This window comes from Nannocystis exedens (assembly GCF_002343915.1).
GTDB classification, from domain to species: Bacteria; Myxococcota_A; Polyangia; order Nannocystales; family Nannocystaceae; genus Nannocystis; species Nannocystis exedens.
The window spans coordinates 155,822-176,095 of sequence record NZ_NETK01000002.1 but is presented as its reverse complement, the minus strand read 5'-3'; the positions used below and the strand labels follow the sequence as shown (position 1 = coordinate 176,095).

The following is a 20,274-nucleotide window of genomic DNA, read 5'->3' as shown; positions in this document are numbered from 1 at the left end:
GTTCGACCTAGAATCGGAACGAGTACCCCGAGTCGACGAGGACGAGCCACCTGGCTCTCGGGACATCGAGCTGAGAGAACGACGGCTCGCAGCCGGCGGCCGCCGTGCCCTGTCCGAAGCCGAGGATTGCGGTGGAGAGTCGCACGCCGATCTCGTGGTTTTTGCGCGCTCCAAGTAGCACGTGGAGACCGACCCGTCCACCCGCGCCCGCCCCGCCCCGCTGACTGACGAGCGCGCCGCTGGAATGCGCCACACAGACCGGGCGTTGGGGTTCGGCGCGGATCCGCAGAGTCTCGCGCGCGCCGACGAGGAAGCCGCCGGCGACGACTTCGACTCGCCGCGCGCGACCGACCGGATGTCCGTACTCGAGGTCGAGCAGCACCGCTTGCATCTGCAGGGCGAGCTTGTCGCTCGCGGTGACGCCGGCGCCCGCGAGCAGTCCGGCGCCGCCGATGTAGACCCGACGGCGCGCGCCGACGAAGCCGCCGAGCCGCGCCATCGCGAAGCCCTGCACCGCGCCGTCGAGCCGCGACGTGCCGACTTGCGGCTGCCCGTTAAGTCCGAAGGTCACACCCACGCGACCGCGGAACCGCGGCGTGACCTCGGCCGGTAGCGACGGCGGCGGCGACGTCGAGTCGCGCGCGTCCGCCCCCGGCGGCGGCGGAGCCACGGGCGCAGGATCGGGGACAGACCCCGGCGGCGGCGCAGGGACAGGTGCGGGTGACGTCGCCGCATCTTCGCGTCCGACAGGTGTCCCCTCGGCCCGCGGGAACGGGATCGGTTTGAGCTGAAATTGCGGCGTCCCGCCGAGATCGCGGATCGTCGCCTCCACCTCGACGCGGTCCTCCGCGTCCGGCAGCTCGCGGAGGTAGGCCTTGTACGCCTCGACGGCCGCGGCCGCGTGCAGCGACTCGGCCTCGACGTCGCCGCGCTCGCGGGCGGCGAGCATCAGCTGCTGGCGACACACGCCGATGTTGTAGTGGATCTTCGACGACGGCCGCAGCGCCATCGCCCGCTCGAACTCCGCCAGCGCCTTGGCGTAGTCGCCGGCGGCGTACGCCTTCGCGCCGGCCTCGAACGCCGCCCGCGCCTCGGTCGCCGGCGCGGCCGGGGCCGCGATCGCCGGCTGTCCCGAGAGACAGATCGACAGACCTAGCCCGAGAGACAGGGCCCATCGGACATGACCCGAAAGACACGTGCGAGTGGCGCGGAGGACGGCTGCGGCGCTGGCTCGCACGGCGCCATCTTTGCCGCCCGGCCGGTCCGGGCGCAAGCGCGTACGGGCGCGCGCGGTCGGACGTCGCTCGTCGCCTTCGCCAGCGAGAGGCCCCTCGGCTCGTCGCCGACGCGTACGGGCGCGCGCGGTCGGACGCCGCACCTTCGCCGGCGCGGACGACAGGCGTCGGCCTCGTCGCCCACGGCGCGCAATCCGAGCTGGGCGGCGCCGCCGCGGGCGCGACCGACAGGCCGCCTCAGTTTCGCCGTGGCGCGTACGGGCGCGCGCTCAGACGCCGCTCGGCGCCTTGCCGCTCGCGGCCTGCGGCCTTGCAACAGGACCGGGCACCGGCGGCAGCGCGTCGGGGTCGGGGCGCGCGGCCGGGGCCTTGCGCGCGGCCACGGCGTCGGGCGGCGCGGGCTTGCTCGGGCTGGCGGCGGGCGCCGCCTTTTTGCCCTCGACCGGCAGCTCGACGCCCTTCTTCGTCAGCTTGGCGAGGCGGTGATCGGCGATCGCGTCGCGCCGCTGCAGGTAGATCTGGACCAGGCGGCGGGCCGCGTAGTGGGCCTTGATCTGCCACTTCGGCTCGTTGGCGAGGAGCACCGCGAACGCGATCTCCGGGCGCTCGGCCGGCGCGTAGCCGACGAACCAGTTGTAGTTGAGGCCCGGGGCGCGCTTGCCGGTCAGGCTGCCGGTCTTGCCGGCGACCTGCACCTCGGAGATGTACGAGTTGCCCTGGCGGTCGACGAAGCTCGCGCGCGCGGTGCCCTCGGTGGTCGTGCGCACCATCATCGCGCCGACCGCCTCGGCGACGTCCTTCGACAGCACGCGCTCGGTCTTCGGCAGCGCCGGCGTGCGGTCGGTGCCGTCGGGCCCGAGCACCTGCGAGATCACGTGCGGCGCCTGGTACACGCCGTCGCGGGCGAACACGCTGGCGAGCAGCGCCCCGTGCAGCGGGCTCATGTCGACGTGCCAGAACCCGGCCGCGACCTTGGCCCGCTCCTTGGCGTCGGCCGGGATCAGCGCCGGCGAGCGCTCGACCGGGAATTCGAACGGGATGTCGCTGTCGAACTTGAACGAGCGCACGGTCGCCTGCAGCGCGTCGGCGCTGAGGTGCTTGAGCGCGAGCTTGGCGATCACGACGTTGTGGCTGTGGGCGACGGCGCCGCCGAGGTCGTCGCAGCGCTCGTCGCGGCGCGGGTCGTCGAGCAACAGGTCGTCGGTGATGCCGTGGAGGCCGCCGCTGAAGCACACCCGCGTCTTGCTGTTGACGTGCTTGTTCGCCAGCAGCGAGGCGGCCGTCACCAGCTTGAAGGTCGACGCGGCCGGCGCCCACGCCGTCGTCACGATCTCGAGCGGGTCGACCTCGGGGTCCATGCTCGAGTGGCCGGCCAGCGCGAGCACCGCGTTGTCGCGCACGTCGAGCACCACCGCGGCCGCGTACGGCACCTCGCGGTTGCGGAAGATCTGCAGCGCCGCGTCTTGCAGCACCGGGTCGAGCGTGTAAAGGATCCGGTGGCCGTCGCTCAGCTCCTGCACCAGGCGCGTGCGCGCCAGATCGGTGGCGAGCGACGGGAAGTCCGGGTCCGCGGTCTTCGTCGCCTTGGCCGGCGTCGGCGCATCGGGGCCCAGCGGAGCCGGCGTCGCGGCCGCGAGGTCGAGTCGGTCCTGCCACGGCAGCGCGGCGACCGGCGCTTCCTCCGGCGCCGCCTGCGTCCCCGTCGCCGCGGTGCGAACCACGTCGTGCGTCTCCGGGACCTCCTGGCGCTGCACGTAGAACGCGATGGCGCCGAGAGTTCCGACGAAGAAGAGCGCGCCGAGTCCGCTGAGTCGGGTGTTGGGGGCCGACATGTCGGAGGGTCATAGCAGCGCCCCTGCGGGCTCGGCAAAATTTCGCGAGATCGCTGCCGCGACGGAGCTCGCGCGCGAGCCGCGACGGCGGCCGAAAGAATCTAGCATTTCGGGTACTTACGCTGCGTGACCTGAGACGGGGGGTGCGGGCCCGAACGCGCCATAACGAGCCTACATCCTCGGACCGCGTCGCACCAGAATCACCCCCGCGCTCCGCGTCGTTCCCCGGCTCTGGTAATTTGACCGGCGCAGAGGGGGCGCCCCTCGAGGACTGCCGCGGGCTTATGCGGGACGAGACGATCGTTACAGTCATCAACAAGAGCGACGAGGGCGGCGGCAAGGGCCCCAAGAAGGAGGCCTGTCTCGTCGTTATCTACGGCGCCGAGCTCGGCCGCAAGTACCACATCGACGGGCGCGAGATGACGATCGGTCGCGGCACCCTCAACGACATCTGCGTCAGCCAGGACAGCGTCTCGCGCACGCACGCGACCCTGCGGGTCGAGGATCACGGCGTCAAGCTCCGCGACAACGAGTCGACCAACGGCACCTACGTCAACGACCACAAGATCCACGAGGCCTGGCTCAAGGACGGCGACCTTATCAAGATCGGGCGCGCCATCTTCAAGTTCCTCAGCGGCGACAACGTCGAGAGCCTCTACCACGAGGAGATTTACCGCCTCTCCACGGTCGACGGCCTGACGCAGATCTTCAACAAGCGTTACTTCCTCGAGACGCTCGAGCGCGAGCTGTCGCGGGCCCGCCGGTACGACCGCCCGCTCGCGCTGGTGATGTTCGACATCGACTTCTTCAAGGCCTGCAACGACACCTACGGCCACCGCGCCGGCGACTTCGTGCTCCGCGAGGTGGCCGACGTGGTGCGCGAACGGGCCCGCAAGGTCGACGTGCTGGCGCGCTACGGCGGCGAGGAGTTCGCGATGATCCTCCCCGAGATCGACATCCGCGGCGCGACCCAGTTCTCCGAGAAGATCCGCACGATGATCGCGGAGTCGAAGTTCATGTTCGAGGGCCGCCACATCCCGGTCACGATCTCGATCGGCGTCGCCGAGCTGACGCAGGACATCGCCACCTACGACGACCTGATCAAGAAGGCCGACGCGCGCCTCTACAAGGCCAAGCAGACCGGCCGCAACCGCGTCGTCGCCGACTGACCGCACGCGCCGGGCCTCGCGCCCTGTTCGCACGCCTCGACGAGGCCAGCCAGGCCGGCCACAACCGCGTCCTCGATGGACCCGCACGCGCCGCGCAGCCCCTGTCCTCCTCGCGCACGCGCCTCGGAGGCCGCGTCACCGCGTCGAGCCGGTCCGAGCGACGCGCCGCCGACGCGAGCCTCCTTGTTAAGGTTGCGTGCGCGTCGCTCGCTCGCGCGGCTGAGACGGCGACCGCCGCTCCCCCGCGCATGTCGCTGCACATGCACCGAACGGGGAGCAGGCGGGCCGTCGCCGCGGCGACGTCCGCCGCGCGTCAGGTCTCGCCGACGAACGTCGACGCGAGCATCCAGCCGCCGAGGATCACGAACAGCGCCCCCGCGGTGCGCTCGATCAGCACCGGCTCGACGCGGGCGCGCAGCCACTCGCCGGCCAGCACCGCGATCAGGCTCGACAGCACCAGCGCCAGCGCCGACGCCACGAACACCAGCCAGCGACGGCCGCTCGACGCCGCCATGCTCATCGTGGTGAGCTGGGTCTTGTCGCCGAGTTCGGCGAGGAACACGAGGCCGAAGGTCGTAAAGAACGCGCGGAGGTCCATGGCAGGCAGCGGAGGCAGGTCCGCCACGATAGCCGTCTTGGCCCGCGGCGGGCGCGCTTGCGCGCGGGGCCTTGCGCGCCGGCCTCCGGTCGGCCTAACTATCCCGCGTGAATTCGCCCGCTCCTGCCGCCTCCGGTCGGATCGCCGTGCTCGGGGCCCTGGTCATCGACCAGATCGCCGCCGGCGAGGTCGTCGAGCGGCCCGCCTCGGTCGTCAAGGAGTTGGTCGACAACAGCCTCGACGCTGGCGCCACGCGCGTCGACGTCGAGCTCGAGGACGGCGGCATGGCGCGGATCTCCGTCCGCGACAACGGCCGCGGGATCCACCCGGACGACCTCCTGCTGGCCGTCACCCGCCACGCCACCAGCAAGCTGCGCCACGCCGCCGACATCGCCGACATCACCACTCTCGGCTTCCGCGGCGAGGCCCTGGCCAGCGTCGCCGCGGTCGCGCGGATCGACCTGCGCAGCCGCCAGCCCGGCGCCGCCGTGGGCGTCCACCTGCACGGCATCCCGGGCGAGGCCCCCACCCTCACCCCGGCCGGCATGCCGGTCGGCACCCAGATCGACGTCCACGCCCTCTTCGCCAACCTGCCGGCGCGGCGCAAGTTCATGCGCGCCGAGGCGACCGAGGTCGGCCATTGCAGCGACACCCTGCTGCGCCTCGCCATCGTCCACCCGGGCGTGCACTTCACCCTGCGCCACGGCAAGCGCGAGCTGCTCAACTTGCCGCGCGCCACTCGCGAGGGCCGCGTCGCCCAGGTGCTCGAGCGCCGCGTCGCCGGCCCGTTCTTCGCCTTCCGCGGCGAGGACGACGGCATCCGCGTCGAGGCCTACCTGCCCCACCCGACCGCCGCCGCGCGCGGCCGCGGCAGCCCCTACCTCATCACCCGCCAGCGCGTCGTGCGGGAGCGCAGCCTCGCGCAGATCCTCACCCAGGCCTACGGCCTCGGCGGCGAGGCCCCCTCCGCCTGCCTGTTCGTCGAGCCGCCCGCCGGCGCGGTCGACGTCAACGTCCACCCGCAGAAGGCCGAGGTCCGCTTCAGCGAGCCGCAGCAGGTCTACGCGGCCGTGCGCCGGGTCCTCGCCGCCGCCGTCGCCGCCGCCCCGTGGGCCGGCGAGCTCGCCGGTCTTTCGGGACAGGTCGCAACGAACATGTCCGATGCGCCAGCCTCCGACGAGACCGCGCGCGCATCGGCCGGCGTGCCTCCGGGCCGCGCCGGCGCGATCCCGATCGGCTTCGCGCCGGTCCGCGCCGGCGACGCGCCCCGCTCCGACGACGACTCGCCCGGCGCGCGGCAGTCCCCCGCGAGCGCGCGTCGTCGGGCAGCCCGCGACGACGACGACGCGGACGAGGCCGAACCCGACGACCGCCGCAGCGGCGCCGCCGGAGCGGGGCCCCGAGCGGGCAGGCGGCCCGCGCCTGGCCGCGACGGCGACGACACGGGCGAGGCTCGACCGCGAGGGCCGGACGAGGCCGACGTCGGACGCCGCCGCGCCGCCTTCGCCGACGACCTCGGCGAGGACGACGAGGACGACTCGCCCGGGCCCGCCGTCCGCCGCGCGCAGCAGGCGGCGGCCGCGGCGGCCGCCAACCGCCGCGCCGAGGCGGAAGCCTGGCTGAGCCGCGCCGAGGCCTCGATCGACGCCGCCCGGCGCCCGCCGGTCGAGACCGACCGCACCCCGTCCGCGCCGGCGCCCGCGCCCCGACCCCGGTCCGGCCCGCTCCCGGCGGCGACCGCGGGCGACCCCGGCTGGGACCTCGACCTCGCCGAGGCATCCGCTGGTTCTCGGGACATGTCCTCGCGGGCAGAAGCGGGCGGGCCCGCGGACGCCGCTTCGGACCCGTCCTTCCGCGCCGGCGCGACCGGCGAACGCCGCGGCGACGCGCCGGGCGCGGCCGGCCGTCCGCCGGCCGTCGGGGCATCTGGCGCCACGGACATGTCTGGAGATGCCTGTCCTTTCGAACATGGCTCGGAGGACATGTCCTCCAGCCCTGCTTCGGCCTCGCAGGCGTCCTCGCGGACCACGAGCCCCGCCCCGCGCGCCCGCCCCGGCGCCGAAGCCCGCGGCCCCGAGGACATGTCCCTCCGCCGCTCGCCCCCCGACGAACCTGGCGCTCCGGACATGTCCGCCAGGCCCGGAGGACCTGCCCCTCGGGACATGTCCACCTCGGGCTTCACCGGCGAACCTGCACCTCGGGACATGTCCGCCCCGACCCGACCTGTCCCCGGGGACACCTCGGACGAGCCTTCGGCCGCCTGGCTGGCCCGCGCCGGGGCCGCGAGCGAGCACGACCCCGCCCGCGACCGCGCCGCCGCCTGGGTCGAGCGGGCCGGCGCCGAATTCCCGCCCGACCTGCACGCCGGCGCCGATCCGCTGCTGCGCTGGTCGGAGCGCCAGCCCGATCCGCCGCCGACCCCGCCGCCCGCCGAAGAGCGGCGCCCCGGCGCCTATCGCCTGAGCACGCGCGCCCTCGACCACGGCTACGACCGGCACAAGCGCGCCGTCCTGGACGCGGCCGCCGCGCTGCGCCCCGACGGCGCCGCCCCGCGCCCGGCCGAGCCCGAGCGCGAGGCCTCGCTGGCGCTGCCGATCGCGACTGACGTCCCTGTCCCTCAGGACATGCGCGAGCAGTCCGGTCCCGGCGGACAGGCGAGCAGCCCGGCCGCCGCGCCGCGGCCCGACATCCCGGCCCTGCTCGCCTGCCTCCCGGGCCCGGTGGCCGTGTTCGCCGACCGCGACGCGCTGCTGGCCGTCGACCTCCGCCGCGTCCGCTCGCACCTGGTCTACCTCCGCCTGCAGCGCGACCTGGTCGGCCGGCGCGCCGTCGCCGTGCAGGGCCTGCTGTCGCCGGCCGTGGTCCAGCGGCCACCCGCCGACGTCGCGCTGATCCAGGCCGCTCGCGCCGAGCTGCTCGGCCTCGGCGTCGACCTCGACGTGTTCGGCGACGACGCCGTCGTCGTGCGCGGCGTGCCGGCTCACCTGCGTCACTGCGTCGACGACGCCGACGCGGCCGACCTGGTGGCGCGGATCGTCCCGTGGCTGCGGATCCGCTCCGGCGACGGCGACCGGGCCGCGCGTGAACGCGGCTTGCTCGACGCGATCGCGGCCACCCACGGCGGCGACCCGGCGCCTCGCCTCGCCCGCCGCTGGCTCGCCGAGCTGGTCGACGCCGGCGCGGCGCTCGACTCGGTGCCGGGGATCCGCCGCTGGACCGCGACCGCGCTGCTCGGAGGCGAGTGATGTCCGCCGACGGCGCGACGGATCGCGCGGACGATCTTCCGCGCCTGCTCGCCGTCGTCGGCCCGACCGCGTCTGGAAAATCACGCCTCGCGGTCGCGCTGGCGGAGCGCCTGCACCTGCCGATCTTCTGCTGCGACTCGGTGCAGATCTATCGCGGCCTCGACATCGGCTCGGCGAAGGTCGACGCCGCCACGCGCGAGCGCGTGCCGCACTTCCTGCTCGACCTCGTCGATCCCGACGCCGAGTTCAGCGCGGGGGACTACCAGGAGGCCGCGTGGCAATTGCTCGCGCGCGGTCCGGGCCTCTTCACCGGCGGCACCGGCTTTTACCTCCGCGCCGTCGCGCGCACGTACAGCGGCGCGGAGCTGGCCGACGTCCCTGCGAGCGATCCGCGGCGCGCGGCCTTCACGGCGCAGTGGGAAGCACGCGAACGCGAGCACGCGGGCGCCGTACACGCGGAGCTGCAGCGCCGCGATCCCCAGGCCGCAGCCGCGATTCACCCGCGCAACGTCGTGCGCGCCCTGCGAGCGCTGTGGCTGTGCGAAGCGCACGAACGGCCCGTGAGCCTCGTCCGCGCCGAGGATCCGCCGCGTGCGCGAGCTCGCCTGGCTGCCGTGGTCCTCGAACCCGAGTTCGCCGCACTGGATCGCGCGATCGATGACCGTTGCGACGCGATGATCCGCGCCGGCCTCGTCGCCGAGGTGTCCAACCTCGTCGCTGCTGGGTATGATTCGCGCCATCGATCCATGCGAAGCCTCGGCTACCGCCAGATCCTCGATCACCTCGCCGGCCAGAGCCTCGGCGACGCCGTCGCGGCCATCAAGCAGGAGACGCGGCGCTACGCCCGGCGCCAGCGGACCTACTTTCGCCACCAGCTGACCGCCGACCGCACGCTCGCGGTCTCGCGGCCGATCTGGTCCTTGAGTCAGGTCGAGCTCGAGCGCGAGGCCGACACCATCGCCGCCGAGGCCGCGGCGTTCCTCGCGGGGGAGCTGACATGAGCGGCAAAGTGTTGGAGTTCGAGCGCCCGATCGTCGAGCTCGAGACGAAGATCCGCGAGCTCAAGGATCTGTCCGGCGCCGGCAGCGAGATGGCCGACGAGATCGCCAGGCTCGAGCAGAAGGCCGCGGAGCTGCAGCGCGAGCGGTTCGCCGCGCTCACGCCGTGGGAGCAGCTGCAGCTCGCCAAGCACCCCGACCGCCCCTACACGCTGGACTACATCGGCGAGATCCTCACCGACTTCGTCGAGCTCAAGGGCGACCGAGCCTTCGGTGACGACCCGGCGATCGTCGGCGGCCTCGCCCGCCTCGACGGCCGCTCGGTGGTGGTGCTCGGCCAGCAGAAGGGCCGCAACACCAAGGAGAACCTCCACCGCAACTTCGGGATGGCGCGCCCCGAGGGCTACCGCAAGGCCCAGCGGCTGATGAAGATGGCCGACCAGTTCGGCCTGCCGCTGCTCTGCCTCATCGACACCGCAGGCGCCTACCCGGGCATCGGCGCCGAGGAGCGCGGCCAGGCCGAGGCCATCGCCACTTGCCTCGAGCTGATGGCCGGCCTGCGCGTGCCCTCGATCTCGGTCGTCATCGGCGAGGGCGGCTCGGGCGGCGCGCTGGCGATCGGCGTCACCGACCGGATCCTCATGCTCGAGCACGCGGTCTACTCGGTCATCTCGCCGCGCGGCTGCGCCTCGATCTTGTGGAAGGACGCCGAGGCCGAGCGCATCGCCGCCGAGCAGCTCAAGATGACGGCGCACGACCTCGTCGGGCTCGGGATCTGCGACGAAGTGGTGCCCGAGGCGCTCGGCGGCGCCCACCGCGGGCTCCCCGCCACCGCCGCCGCGCTCCACGACGCCCTCCGCCGCCACTACGGCGAGCTCGCCGCGCTCTCGGTCCAGGACCGGCTCGAGCGGCGTTACGCCAAGTTCCGGCGCATGGGTCACGTGGAGATGCAGGCTTAACGGCGTGGCGCTCTATCACAACCTCCTGGTCCTCGCGGGGCTGGTCCTCGCGATGGTCCTGCTGCGCACGATCCGGCGGCCCGGCGGGCCGCGGGGGTACGCGGCGGTGCTGGCGCTGCAGCTCGTGCTCACCTTCACCGCGATCGTCTACGAGGACCGGTACCTCGGGACCGTCGCGATCTGCCTGTGCGCGCTGACGGTGATCGCCCCCGCCGTGCTCGAGCGCGGGGCCCGGCAGATGTTCGCGCTCGGGCGCCCGCGCCTGGCCGTGCGCCTGTCTGGCCTTCGGGCCATGTTGATGCCCGGCGCCGGCCTCGGGCGCCAGCAGCAGATCCTCCGCGGCTTCGCGCTGCTCGACCGCGACGGCGTCGACGCCGCGCTGGCCTACTTCCGCGGGCTCGTCGCGGCCGCCGAGGACCCGGCCGAGCTGGCGGTGATCCACGAGCAGATCGTCGCCATGCTGCTGTTCGACCACCGCTGGAGCGAGGCGGTGACGCATTACGAGAGCCACTTCCACCCCAGCTACGCGGCGGTCCGGCCGACGCTCGCGCTCGGGATCTTGCGCGCCCTCGGCGAGCTCGGTCGCCACGACGCCGCGGCGGCGCTGCTGCGGTCGATCGAGGACGGCCCGCTCGGCAGCGAGGCCGGCGCGGCCGAGCTGCTGGCCCAGGCGCGCCTCACCTTCCTCGCCCACGTCGGCGCGCTCGGGGTCGTGGAGGACGCGCTGGCGCGCGACCGCGGGCGCCGGCTCGGCCTGTCCCCGGGGACAGCTACGCTCTTCCTCGGCATCGCCGCCGCCCGCGCCGGCGACCCGCTGCGCGCCGACGCGTTGCTGCAGCAGGTCCCCGGGCTCGCGCGCCGCAGCGAGACCCGCCTCGCCGCCGCCGCCCGCACCGCCCGCGCCCACATCGACGACCCCGCGTCCGCGCTCAGCGACGAGCTCCAGGACTTCGTCCAGGCCGTCGGCGAACGCTTCCGCGCCGCCGTCCGCGAGCGCAGCGGCGCTCGCCGGCTGCAGCCGCTCTTCATGACCACCGCGCTGATCGCCGCCTCGGCCGTGTGGTACGCGGTCACCCTGGCGGCCGGGTGGGCGGGCGTCGGCCTGCTGCGCGCCGGCGCCTTGACCGGCGAGCTGTGGCGGGCCGGCAGCTGGGGCCGCGTCTTCACCGCCCCGTTCGTCCACGCCGACCTCGTCGGCCTGCTGCTCGATTGCTATTCGATCTGGCTCGCAGGACATGTCCTCGAGCGCATCCACGGCTGGGCCCGCACCGGCCTGATCGCCATCCTCGGCAGCGCCGCCGGCATGTGGGCCGCCGCCGTCGCCGACCCCGATCCGGCCCAGGTGATCGGCGGCGGCAACGCCCTCGCGGTCTCGGTGCTGGTCGCCACCCTGTGGACCCTCCTCCCCGCGCGCACCCCCGGCCTGCTGTCGACGGTGCGCCGCAGCGTCGTCCTCACCCTGCTGTTCCTGCTCGGCGCGCACGTGTTCGCCTGCATCCCCGGGGTCTACGGTTTGCGCTCGACGCCCCTGTCTCTCGGGACAGCCGCCTTCGTCGCCTCGGCCCTCACCCTGCTGCTGCCGCCGACCTTGCCCGGCTGGACCCGCCGCCCGCTCGCCGCCCTGTGCCTCGCCGCGGTCGCGGTCGTCGGCCTCGGCGCCGTCCAGGTCACGCGCGAGGACCCGATCGCCTTCGCCGCCGCCCACCGCGACCGCCGCGTCGTCGAGAACGGCGTCGCCCTCGCCTTGCCCGCCAGCTTCGAGCGCGTCGACGCCGACGACCGCCGCCACCCGCTGCTGCCGGTGTTCCCCGGCTGGCTCGACACCCAGGCGCTGCGCGGCGGTCACCTCGTCGAGTTCGTGGTCGTCGCCGACGCGCCGATCGAGGGCAGCGCCCTGTTCGTCCTCGCCCCGGCGCTCGCGCACGAGCTCGTCATCCGCCCCGAGGACGCCCCCGCTCCGGCCTTCGCCGGCTTCGTCAACTACACCCTGCAGCGCAACGGCGAGACGATCGCGCGGGTCGTCGAGCGCCGCCTCGGCAGCCACGCCGTGCTCCTGCTGGCCGCCCCCGCGACCGCCCTCGACCCGGCCCCCGCGCTGTACTCGGCGATCCTCGGCGACGCGGCGCTCGCCGACTAGCGCCGCGACCGGAACGCTGCGGGCCGCGCTCGAGCTCCGCCTCGCGCCGCAGCTCGCCTCGGCGGCCCGAGCGGCCTGCGGGCTCCGGCGCGAGGGCTGCGCTGAGGTACGCTCGCCGCGTGCAGCTCGTCATCGATCGCCTGTGGGACGGCAGCCCGGCGCTGCCGGCCGAACGGATCACCCTCGACCTCCGCGCCCGCGGCGGCGCGCTCGAGATCGGCGTGGACGCCCCGTATCACGGCGATCCGCCGCCGCCTTCCCCGCCCGGCTCGACCCCGGGCCTGTGGAATTTCGAGGTCGTCGAGCTGTTCCTGCACGCGCCCGCCGATCGTTACCTCGAGCTCGAGTTCGGCCCGCACGGCCACTGTCTCGCGCTCCAGCTCGACGGCGTCCGCCACGTCGTCGCCACCGTCGAGATCGCGTTCGTCGCCGAGCCGCCCGCGCACGGCCGCTGGCGCGGTCGCGCCGTCGTCCCGCCGGACCTCCTGCCGCCCGGCCTCGCCCGCTGCAACGCCCACGGGATCCACGGTTTGGGCGCGGCCCGCCGCTACCTCTCGGCGCTGCCCGCGGGCGGCACCCGCCCCGACTTCCACCGCCCCGACGTCACCGCGCCGCTCGACCCGGCCCTCCTGCGCGAGCTGTCTCTGGGGACATGACACAGGGGGCATGCCCCTGGAGGCATGCCCCCTCGAACATGCTACAGCAAACATGCTCCTTGGGGCATGTCTCGGCGCGGGGCGCTCGCGTCAGCCCGCGGCCTTGCGGATCGCCTCGCGGAACACCGCCTCCGGCTGCGCCCCCGAGATCGCCGAGCGGCCGTCGAAGATGAACAGCGGCACCCCGCGGACCCCGCTGCGGGCCGCGTGGTCGGCCTCCTGGCGGGTCCGCGCCAGCTCTTCGGTGTCGCTCGTCAGCTTCGCCACCTCTTCGGCCGTGAACCCGTGCGGCGCCGCGATCTCGGCCAGCACGGCCGGATCGGCGATGTTCTTCGCCTCCAGGAAATACGCCGCGAACAGCGCCCGCGACAGCGCACGCTGCGTCCCCCTGGTCTGCGCGTGGCGCAGCAGCGTGTGCGCGCGCAGCGTCGGGTAGCCCATGCGCACCTTCTCGAAGTCGAGCGGGATCCCCGTCTCTCGCGCCGCCCGCTCGACGTTGGCGAACGCCGGCGTCGGGTCGCCGCCGAACTTCTGCCGCAGGCGCGCGCGGATGTCGGTCCCGCTGTCGGGCCCGTCCGGGTCGAGCAAGTACGGGTGCAGCGTCACCGTCGCCTCGGCCTTCGTCTCGGCCAGCGCGCGCTCGAGCCGCTCGATGCCGATGAAGCACCACGGACAGGCGATGTCGGACACGATGTCGATGTGCATACGCGGGCTCCCTCTCAGCTCGCCGGCCGCACCTTGGCCACGTGGCTGCCCTTGTCGGTCAGCTGCTTCATGAACCGCTGCGAGAAGTCCTCGACCACCGACGCCGTCACCGACGGCCGGCTCGCCAGCCGCCGCGCCCACGCCTCGACCTTCGAGCCCGCGGCCCAGAACGCCCAGCCGGTGCGCGCCTCGAGCAGCGCGAAGCGGAACATCGCCGGCGCCGCCGCCACCTCGACCAGCCTGAACTCGTCGCTGGCCAGGTCGCCCCTCTTCAGCGCCTCGTCGTAGCGGGCCAGCGTCGCCGACACCGCCTTGGCCCCCGCCTCGAAGTCGGCCTGCGTCGTCGCCACGATGACCCGGTACTGGCCCATCAGCAGCTCGCTGGCCACCTCGACCCACGCCCGCTGGCGCGCCCGCGCGAACGGCTCGGTCGGGATCAGCGGCGGCGGGTGGGTCTCGTCGAGGAACTCGACGATCGCCGCCGACTCGAACAGCGGCGTCCCGTCGGCCACCAGCACCGGCACCTTGCCGCGCGGCGACAGGGCCAGAAACCACTCCGGCTTGTCGTCGAGGTCGATGTCGCGGCGGGTGTACTCGACCCCCTTCTCGCGCAGCATGATGCAGGCGCGGTGGACGAACGGGCACAGGGCGTGGCTGATCAGCTCGAGCTGCATCGGGGACCTCCGGGGCTACATGTCTGAGAGGACATGCGCCTTCGCGCATGTCCCGAAAGCCACTTTCACGCCGCCGGCGGGCGCAGGCTGGCGAACCCGATCTTGCCGGCCCCGGCCTGCAGGCGGCGGATCAGCTCGGCCTGGCCCTCGGCGTGGTAGCTGCTGCGGACCAGCGGCCCGCTCTCCACGTGGACGATGCCGGCCGCCAGCGCGTGGCGCTTCAGCTCGGCGAACTCGTCGGGGTGGACGTAGCGCTGCACCGGCAGGTGCTTCTTGCTCGGCTGCAGGTACTGCCCGAGCGTCAGGATCGTCAGCCCGAGCGCGGCCAGTTGGTCGATGACCTCGCGGACCTCGGCCGGCTCCTCGCCGAGCCCGAGCATCAGCCCCGTCTTGACCAGCGCCCCGCGCTCGCGGGCCCGCCGCAGCACCGCGAACGAGCGGTCGTAGCGGGCCTGCACGCGGACCTCGCGGGACAGCCGCGGCACCGTCTCGAGGTTGTGGGCGAACACGTCGGGGCCGGCGTCGAGCACCGTATCGACGTCGGCGAGGTCGCCCTTGAAGTCGGGCACCAGCACCTCGATCGTCATGTCCGGGGCCGCCGCGTGGCACGCGTGCAGCGTCTCGGCCCAGATCCCGGCGCCGCCGTCGGGCAGGTCGTCGCGGTCGACCGACGTGATCACCGTGTGGTTCAGCTCGAGCGCCGCCAGCATCGTCGCCACCCGCGCGGGCTCGCCGTGATCGACCGGCAGCGGCCGCCCCGTCGCCACGTCGCAGAAGCGGCACGAGCGGGTGCAGATGTCGCCGAGGATCATGATCGTCAGCGCGCGGTGGTTCCAGCACTCGCCGATGTTGGGGCAGCTCGCGCTCTGACACACCGTGTGCAGCCCGAGCTCCTTGACCATGCGGCGCAGCGCCTGATAGCCGTCGCCGCCGGGCATCGGCACGCGCAACCAGTCGGGGTGGCGTTTGCGCGGCGCGGGCGCGGGCTCGGCCTCGTTCTGGACGATCGGCAGGCGAACGGTCACCCGCAAGGCATAGCACGCGCCGACCTCTACAGCTCGAGGTCGCTGCGGGGGTTCTCGTGCCCTTGCAGGCGCTCGAGCGCGGCCACCAGCTCCGGGTCCGACCCGGTGGGGAGGCGCACGTCGAGGGTCACGAGGAGGTCGCCGGGCTCGCCGCTCGGCGGCGCGATGCCCTTGCCCTTGAGCCGCAGCGTCTGCCCGTTCTGGCTGCCGGGCTTGAGCTTGAGCGTCACCGGCCCGGCGGGCGTCGGCACGTCGACGGGCCCGCCGCGCGCCGCCTCGAGCGCGGTCACGGGCAGGCTCATCTGCAGGTTGTTGCCGTCGCGCTTGAGGCGCGGGTGCGGCGCGACCTTCACCGTGAGGAGGATGTCGCCCGGTGGGTCGCCCGGCCCGCCCTGACCGCGCAGGCGCAGCTTGCCGCCGTCGGTGATCCCGGGCGGCACCTTGACGTCGAGCGTGCGCGACCCGCCCTCTTGCGACTCGATGCGCAGCGGGATCACGGCCCCGCGCAGCATCTGCGAGAAGTCGATCGTGATCTCGCCCTCGATGTCGTGGCCGCGCGTGCTGACCGGGCGCCGGCCCGCGCGGGCCGCCGGGTCGACCACACGACCGCCGCCGAACAGCTGCGACAGCAGATCGTCGAACGACACGCCGCGCGCGTCGCCGAAGTTCTGGAAGTTGAAGTGCCCGTCGGCGTCGAACCCGCCGCCGCCGAACCCGGCCGGACCGGCGGTGCGCCTGCGCCCGGCGCCGCGGGTCGCCTGTTGGTAGGCCCGGGCGCGCTCGGGATCGAAGCCCTGCGTCAGGCTGATGTCGCCGAACTCGTCGTAGTTCTTGCGCCGCTGCGGGTCGCCCAGCACCTCGTAGGCGCCGGACACCTCTTTGAACCGCTCCTCCGCCTTCTTGTCGCCCGGGTTCTTGTCCGGGTGAAGCTGCTGAGTCAGCTTGCGGAACGCCCGCTTGATCTCTTTCTCGTCGGCGCCGCGGGGCACGCCCAGGACTGAGTACAGGTCCTTCACGGCAGGCATTCTTGGGTCACACGCGGTCCTCGGCAAGGGGGCGGGGCGCCCGGCGCGGCCGCAGTGGTGCGGAGCCGCCGTTTCGGCTAAAAGGGCGGTTCGTCATGGCCGAACATCCTTACGCCGAATTCCTCGGGCGCGTGGAGAAGCCCGGGCGCTACCTCGGCGGCGAGGAGCAGCAGATCCGCAAGTCGGGCGCCGGTCTCGCGTGTCGCTTCGTCCTCGCCTTCCCCGATCTCTACGAGATCGGCATGAGCCACCTCGGCACGCGGATCCTCTACGACCTCGTCAACGGTCACGCCGACCTCGTGTGCGAGCGCGCGTTCAGCCCGTGGACCGACATGGAGGCCGAGCTGCGTGCGCGGGGTCTCCCGCTCGTCAGCCTCGAGACCGCCACCCCGCTGCGTGAGTTCGACGTCGTCGGCTTCAGCCTGCAGTACGAGCTCAGCTACACCAACGTCCTCCTCAACCTCGACCTCGGCGGGATCCCCTTGCGCTCGGCCGATCGCGGCGACGCCGATCCGATCGTCCTCGCCGGCGGGCCCACGGCCACGCACCCCGAGCCGCTCGCGCCGTTCGTCGACCTCTTCCTCGTCGGCGAGGCCGAGGAGGTCCTGCCCGAGCTCTTGCGCACGATCGGCCGCCTGCGCCGCGAGGGTCGCCCGCGGCGAGAGATCTTGGCCGCGGCCGCGCGCACGCCCGGCATCTACGCGCCCACCTTCTACGCCGTCGAGCGCGACGCGCGGAGCGAGCTGCTCGTCGTCACCGGGCCGACCGAGGAGGGTCGCGCCTTCGGCGTGCCCGAGCGGGTGACCCGCGTCTACGTGCGCGATCTCGATCGGTTCCCGTTCCCCACGCGCTTCCCGATCCCCTACGCCGAGGCGATCTTCGACCGCGCCAGCGTCGAGATCACGCGCGGCTGCACCGAGGGCTGCCGCTTCTGCCAGGCCGGCATCATCTACCGCCCGGTCCGCGAGCGCGACCCCAAGCAGATCGTCAAGGCCGTGCTCGACGGCGTCGACGCGGCCGGCTTCTCCGAGACCAGCCTCACCGCCCTGTCGACCGCCGACGTCTCGTGCATCGACCCGCTGATCAAGGAGCTGGTGCCCGAGCTCAAGCGCCGCAAGATCAAGCTCGGCATCGCCAGCCTGCGCGCCTACGGCCTCAACGAGGAGCTGCTCGACGAGATCAAGAGCGTCGGCATCAGCGGGCTGACCTTCGCGCCCGAGGCCGGGACCCAGCGGATGCGCGACGTCATCAACAAGAACGTCAGCGACGACGACATCCTGACCTCGGCGCGGCGGATCTTCGAGCGCGGCTACGACCGCATCAAGATGTACTTCATCATGGGCCTGCCGACCGAGACCGAGGCCGACGTCGTCGGCATCGCCGAGACCGGCCGCAAGGTCCGCGAGGTCGCGCGCGAGCTCAAGCTCCCGCGCATGCCCACCGTCACCGTCAGCGTCTCGCAGCACGTGCCCAAGCCGCACACCCCGTTCCAGTGGGCGGCGATGGATGGCCTTTCGGACCTGTCCCAAAAGGTCAACTTGCTGCGCGACCTGGCCCGGCGCTACCGCCTCGAGCTCAAGACTCACTCGCAGACCGAGAGCTGGCTCGAGTGCCTGTTCGCCCGCGGCGACCGCGACATGGGCGAGGTCCTCGGCCACGCCTACGCCGCCGGGGCCCGCTTCGACGGCTGGCGCGAGCGCTTCTCGATGCAGCGCTGGACCGCCGCGATCGCGGCCGTCGGCGTCGACCCGGCCCGCTACACCCGCACGATCCCGGTCGACGCCCGCCTGCCGTGGGACCACATCGACATCGGCCTCGAGCCCGGCTTCCTCGCCGAGGAGTACCGCAAGGCCCTGCGCGGCCGCGCCTCCCCGCCGTGCGGCAAGCCGTTCGGCGCGAAGGTCCACCCGATCAGCCGCGAGGCCGCCGAGGCCGACGCGCGCCGCCTCGTCTGCTACGACTGCGGGATCGCCTGCGACATGTCCGAGATGCGCAGCGAGCGGATGGTCGCCCTCGACCAGCTCGCGGGCATGAAGCTCGCGCGACACGAGCGCGAGCGCGGCGACGAGGTCGCCCGCGAGGCCGAGCGGGCCGTCGCCGCCGACCTGGTCCCGATCGAGCGCCTGCGCGGCCGCCTCAACCCGAGCAAGCTGGCCGACGACAGCGCCTTCAAGGCCGCCGCCGAGGCCCCGTTCACCCGCGTGCGGGTGTTCTTCGCCAAGTCGGGCCCGATGCGCTTCATGGGCCACCTCGACCTCACCCGCGTCCTCCCGCGCATGCTGCGGCGCGCCGGGGTCGAGGCCGCCTTCTCGCGCGGCTTTAACCCCGTACCTCGCATGTCCTTCGGGCCAGCTCTGGCGCTCGGCGTCGGCGCCCGCGAGGAGGTCGTCGACCTCGACGTCCTGCTGCCGCGCTCCGACGCCGACATGGCCGGGCTGTGGAGCGACGACGACCGCCTGCGCGAGGCCCTGCTGCTGCGCGACAAGTTCGCCGCCTCCGCCCCGCCCGGCATCGACATCCTCGACGTCCGCGTCCTCGTCCAGGGCGAGCGCCGCCTCGGCGAGCTCGTCGCCGCCGCCGACTACGCCGTCGACCTCGGCCCCGAGCTGGCCGCCGAGGTCGCCGCCGCGCTGCCGGCCCGCCTCGCCGGCCCGCTGCAGGTCGAGCGCGCCGGCAAGGCCAAGTCGGGCCGCGGCCTCAAGCGCCCCGTCGGCGAGGCGACCGCCGTCGACGTCGGCGCCGCCCTGCTCCACGCCGACGTCGACGTCGCCGCCGGCCTGCTGCGCTTCCGCGTCCGCCTCAGCTCCGACGCCCCGGGCGCCCGCCCGCGCGAGGTCGTCCAGGCCCTCGTCGGCGCCGTCGTCCCCGACCACAAGCTGGTCCGCGAGCGCCTGCTCGCCCGCGCCGGCGACGAGCTCGTCAGCCTGCGCGCCCTCGGCCCGACCTTCGCGCCCAAGAAGCCGCGCCCCGAGCGTGAAGGCGAGCCTGAACTCACGGGCATGCTCGTCTAGCCATGTCCCGAAGGGCATGTCGCTTCGGACATACCCTTCCAGACCGGGCCCACACGACTCCGCGGCGCCGGCTCGCGCTCGCGTCGACGCTCACCCCCCTCAGGCGCCGGCGAGCCGATCGCCGCATGTCGCGAAGGACATGCTTCGATCGGCAGGTGACGCTCGTCCCGGCTACTCGTTGATGTCCGACGCCGCGTTGCCCGACACCAGCAGCCCCGCCGCCGCCGCCGCGATCGCGGTCTGAACCTCGGGCGGCAGCGCCGGATCGATCCACACGAATTGGGGGTTGAAGATCTGCACCGCCGCGACCGCCACCCCGCCGGCGTCGCGGATCTCGTAGCCCACCGGCGCCGCGCTGGAGAACGCCGAGCCGGCCAGCTTGTGGACCATCGCGATCGACAGCGTCGTCGTCCCGTCGGTCATCGACCCCGACAGCGTGTTCGGCCCGTACAGCTTGCCCTGGCTCTTGAGCTCGAGCTGCCAGCCGCCGGCGCCCTCCGGCACCATCGTGCAGACGAACCCCGCGTCGTTGCTGATCGGGAACAGCACGCCCTGCTTGCTCGTCCCGTACGCGCACGACCCAGCCCAGCTCGCCGGCGTCCCGCCGACCAGCGAGAACTCGAAGGCCTGCTTCGACTCCTTGCGCTGGTACGGCCCGATCGACGTGCTCTTGTTGGTCTGGAACCCGCCCTTCGTCAGCGTCGCCGTGTAGGCGCCGAACGTCACCGGCTTGCGGAACGACGCGAACGCGGTGCCGCTGACCGGCTGTTCGGGCGCCCTGGCCGTCAGCGCCGGGTCGAGCTGCATCCGCGCCGCCGAGCACCCGGCCGACAGCGACGAGAGGACGAGCAGCGAGGCGACGGTGCGAAGCGAGAGAGCTGGCATGGCTTGTCCGGGCGAGGCCCGCGTGCGTAGCGACGCTCGCTGAAGCCGTCGATTCCTGCACCGGCCTCAGCCGTGATCCCCGTCACGCCTCCGTCACCGCCGGCGATCCATCGCGCCACG

15 protein-coding genes are annotated in these 20,274 nt (G+C 73.6%); 7 read left to right on the top strand and 8 right to left on the bottom strand.

Annotated elements, in window-relative coordinates; translation table 11 throughout:
* Positions 1-7: 7 nt before the first annotated feature.
* Both NAEX_RS44735 and NAEX_RS44730 read right to left on the bottom strand, forming a co-directional pair.
* Positions 8-1,237 (bottom strand): tetratricopeptide repeat protein, encoded by a 1,230-nt coding sequence (locus tag NAEX_RS44735; protein WP_100792735.1) that lies wholly within the window; start codon positions 1,235-1,237, stop codon positions 8-10.
* A 267-nt stretch (positions 1,238-1,504) separates the two neighbouring features.
* On the bottom strand, positions 1,505-3,067 hold the full coding sequence (locus NAEX_RS44730; RefSeq protein WP_096334048.1) for a penicillin-binding transpeptidase domain-containing protein: 1,563 nt from the start codon (positions 3,065-3,067) through the stop codon (positions 1,505-1,507).
* 284 nt (positions 3,068-3,351) lie between these two features.
* Here NAEX_RS44730 and NAEX_RS44725 point away from each other — a divergent pair, with 284 nt between their 5' ends.
* The gene (locus NAEX_RS44725) at positions 3,352-4,236 is read left to right on the top strand and encodes a GGDEF domain-containing protein (RefSeq protein WP_096334047.1); all 885 of its coding nucleotides are present in this window, start codon (positions 3,352-3,354) and stop codon (positions 4,234-4,236) included.
* 313 nt (positions 4,237-4,549) lie between these two features.
* On the opposite strand, the gene NAEX_RS44720 is transcribed toward NAEX_RS44725, so the two are convergent.
* A complete protein-coding gene (locus NAEX_RS44720; RefSeq protein WP_211302630.1) occupies positions 4,550-4,861 on the bottom strand; it encodes a TMEM165/GDT1 family protein in 312 nt (103 codons plus the stop codon).
* An 80-nt stretch (positions 4,862-4,941) separates the two neighbouring features.
* Here NAEX_RS44720 and mutL point away from each other — a divergent pair, with 80 nt between their 5' ends.
* From mutL to NAEX_RS44695, 5 genes are all read left to right on the top strand, one after another.
* On the top strand, positions 4,942-8,079 hold the full coding sequence (mutL, locus tag NAEX_RS44715; RefSeq protein WP_096334045.1) for a DNA mismatch repair endonuclease MutL: 3,138 nt from the start codon (positions 4,942-4,944) through the stop codon (positions 8,077-8,079).
* A complete protein-coding gene (miaA, locus tag NAEX_RS44710; RefSeq protein WP_096334044.1) occupies positions 8,079-9,080 on the top strand; it encodes a tRNA (adenosine(37)-N6)-dimethylallyltransferase MiaA in 1,002 nt (333 codons plus the stop codon). Before mutL ends, miaA begins: the two co-directional genes overlap by 1 nt.
* Positions 9,077-10,036 carry an acetyl-CoA carboxylase carboxyltransferase subunit alpha gene (locus NAEX_RS44705; RefSeq protein WP_096334043.1) on the top strand — a complete coding sequence of 320 codons (960 nt, stop codon included), beginning with the start codon at positions 9,077-9,079 and terminating at the stop codon, positions 10,034-10,036. Before miaA ends, NAEX_RS44705 begins: the two co-directional genes overlap by 4 nt.
* A gap of 4 nt (positions 10,037-10,040) precedes the next feature.
* Complete coding sequence (locus tag NAEX_RS44700; RefSeq protein WP_096334042.1) at positions 10,041-12,173, top strand: rhomboid family intramembrane serine protease; 2,133 nt, start codon at positions 10,041-10,043, stop codon at positions 12,171-12,173.
* 119 nt (positions 12,174-12,292) lie between these two features.
* Positions 12,293-12,829, top strand: a complete 537-nt coding sequence (locus NAEX_RS44695; protein WP_096334041.1) for a DOMON domain-containing protein — start codon at positions 12,293-12,295, stop codon at positions 12,827-12,829.
* Positions 12,830-12,919: 90 nt separating this feature from the next.
* Here the strand turns inward: NAEX_RS44695 and NAEX_RS44690 are convergent, their stop codons facing one another.
* The 4 genes from NAEX_RS44690 to NAEX_RS44675 form a co-directional block, all read right to left on the bottom strand.
* Positions 12,920-13,534, bottom strand: coding sequence for a DsbA family oxidoreductase (locus NAEX_RS44690; protein ID WP_096334040.1), 615 nt, complete (start codon positions 13,532-13,534; stop codon positions 12,920-12,922).
* Between the two features lie 14 nt (positions 13,535-13,548).
* Positions 13,549-14,208: a glutathione S-transferase family protein gene (locus tag NAEX_RS44685; RefSeq protein WP_096334039.1), complete on the bottom strand. Its 660-nt coding sequence runs from the start codon at positions 14,206-14,208 to the stop codon at positions 13,549-13,551.
* A gap of 65 nt (positions 14,209-14,273) precedes the next feature.
* Positions 14,274-15,233 (bottom strand): lipoyl synthase, encoded by a 960-nt coding sequence (gene lipA / locus NAEX_RS44680; RefSeq protein ID WP_177325861.1) that lies wholly within the window; start codon positions 15,231-15,233, stop codon positions 14,274-14,276.
* A 26-nt stretch (positions 15,234-15,259) separates the two neighbouring features.
* Positions 15,260-16,249 (bottom strand): DnaJ C-terminal domain-containing protein, encoded by a 990-nt coding sequence (locus tag NAEX_RS44675; RefSeq protein ID WP_245914006.1) that lies wholly within the window; start codon positions 16,247-16,249, stop codon positions 15,260-15,262.
* 104 nt (positions 16,250-16,353) lie between these two features.
* Here NAEX_RS44675 and NAEX_RS44670 point away from each other — a divergent pair, with 104 nt between their 5' ends.
* Positions 16,354-19,269, top strand: a complete 2,916-nt coding sequence (locus NAEX_RS44670) for a TIGR03960 family B12-binding radical SAM protein (RefSeq protein ID WP_096334037.1) — start codon at positions 16,354-16,356, stop codon at positions 19,267-19,269.
* A gap of 171 nt (positions 19,270-19,440) precedes the next feature.
* On the opposite strand, the gene NAEX_RS44665 is transcribed toward NAEX_RS44670, so the two are convergent.
* A complete protein-coding gene (locus NAEX_RS44665) occupies positions 19,441-20,154 on the bottom strand; it encodes a hypothetical protein (protein ID WP_096334036.1) in 714 nt (237 codons plus the stop codon).
* Positions 20,155-20,274: the final 120 nt, after the last annotated feature.

What these genes read in the sequence shown, in the direction of transcription:
- NAEX_RS44670 (WP_096334037.1), top strand. Translation starts at nt 16,354, where the DNA reads ATGGCCGAACATCCTTACGCCGAATTCCTCGGGCGCGTGGAGAAGCCC.
- NAEX_RS44730 (WP_096334048.1), bottom strand. Translation starts at nt 3,067, where the DNA reads ATGTCGGCCCCCAACACCCGACTCAGCGGACTCGGCGCGCTCTTCTTC.
- NAEX_RS44665 (WP_096334036.1), bottom strand. Translation starts at nt 20,154, where the DNA reads ATGCCAGCTCTCTCGCTTCGCACCGTCGCCTCGCTGCTCGTCCTCTCG.
- miaA (WP_096334044.1), top strand. Translation starts at nt 8,079, where the DNA reads ATGTCCGCCGACGGCGCGACGGATCGCGCGGACGATCTTCCGCGCCTG.
- NAEX_RS44705 (WP_096334043.1), top strand. Translation starts at nt 9,077, where the DNA reads ATGAGCGGCAAAGTGTTGGAGTTCGAGCGCCCGATCGTCGAGCTCGAG.
- NAEX_RS44690 (WP_096334040.1), bottom strand. Translation starts at nt 13,534, where the DNA reads ATGCACATCGACATCGTGTCCGACATCGCCTGTCCGTGGTGCTTCATC.
- NAEX_RS44685 (WP_096334039.1), bottom strand. Translation starts at nt 14,208, where the DNA reads ATGCAGCTCGAGCTGATCAGCCACGCCCTGTGCCCGTTCGTCCACCGC.
- NAEX_RS44725 (WP_096334047.1), top strand. Translation starts at nt 3,352, where the DNA reads ATGCGGGACGAGACGATCGTTACAGTCATCAACAAGAGCGACGAGGGC.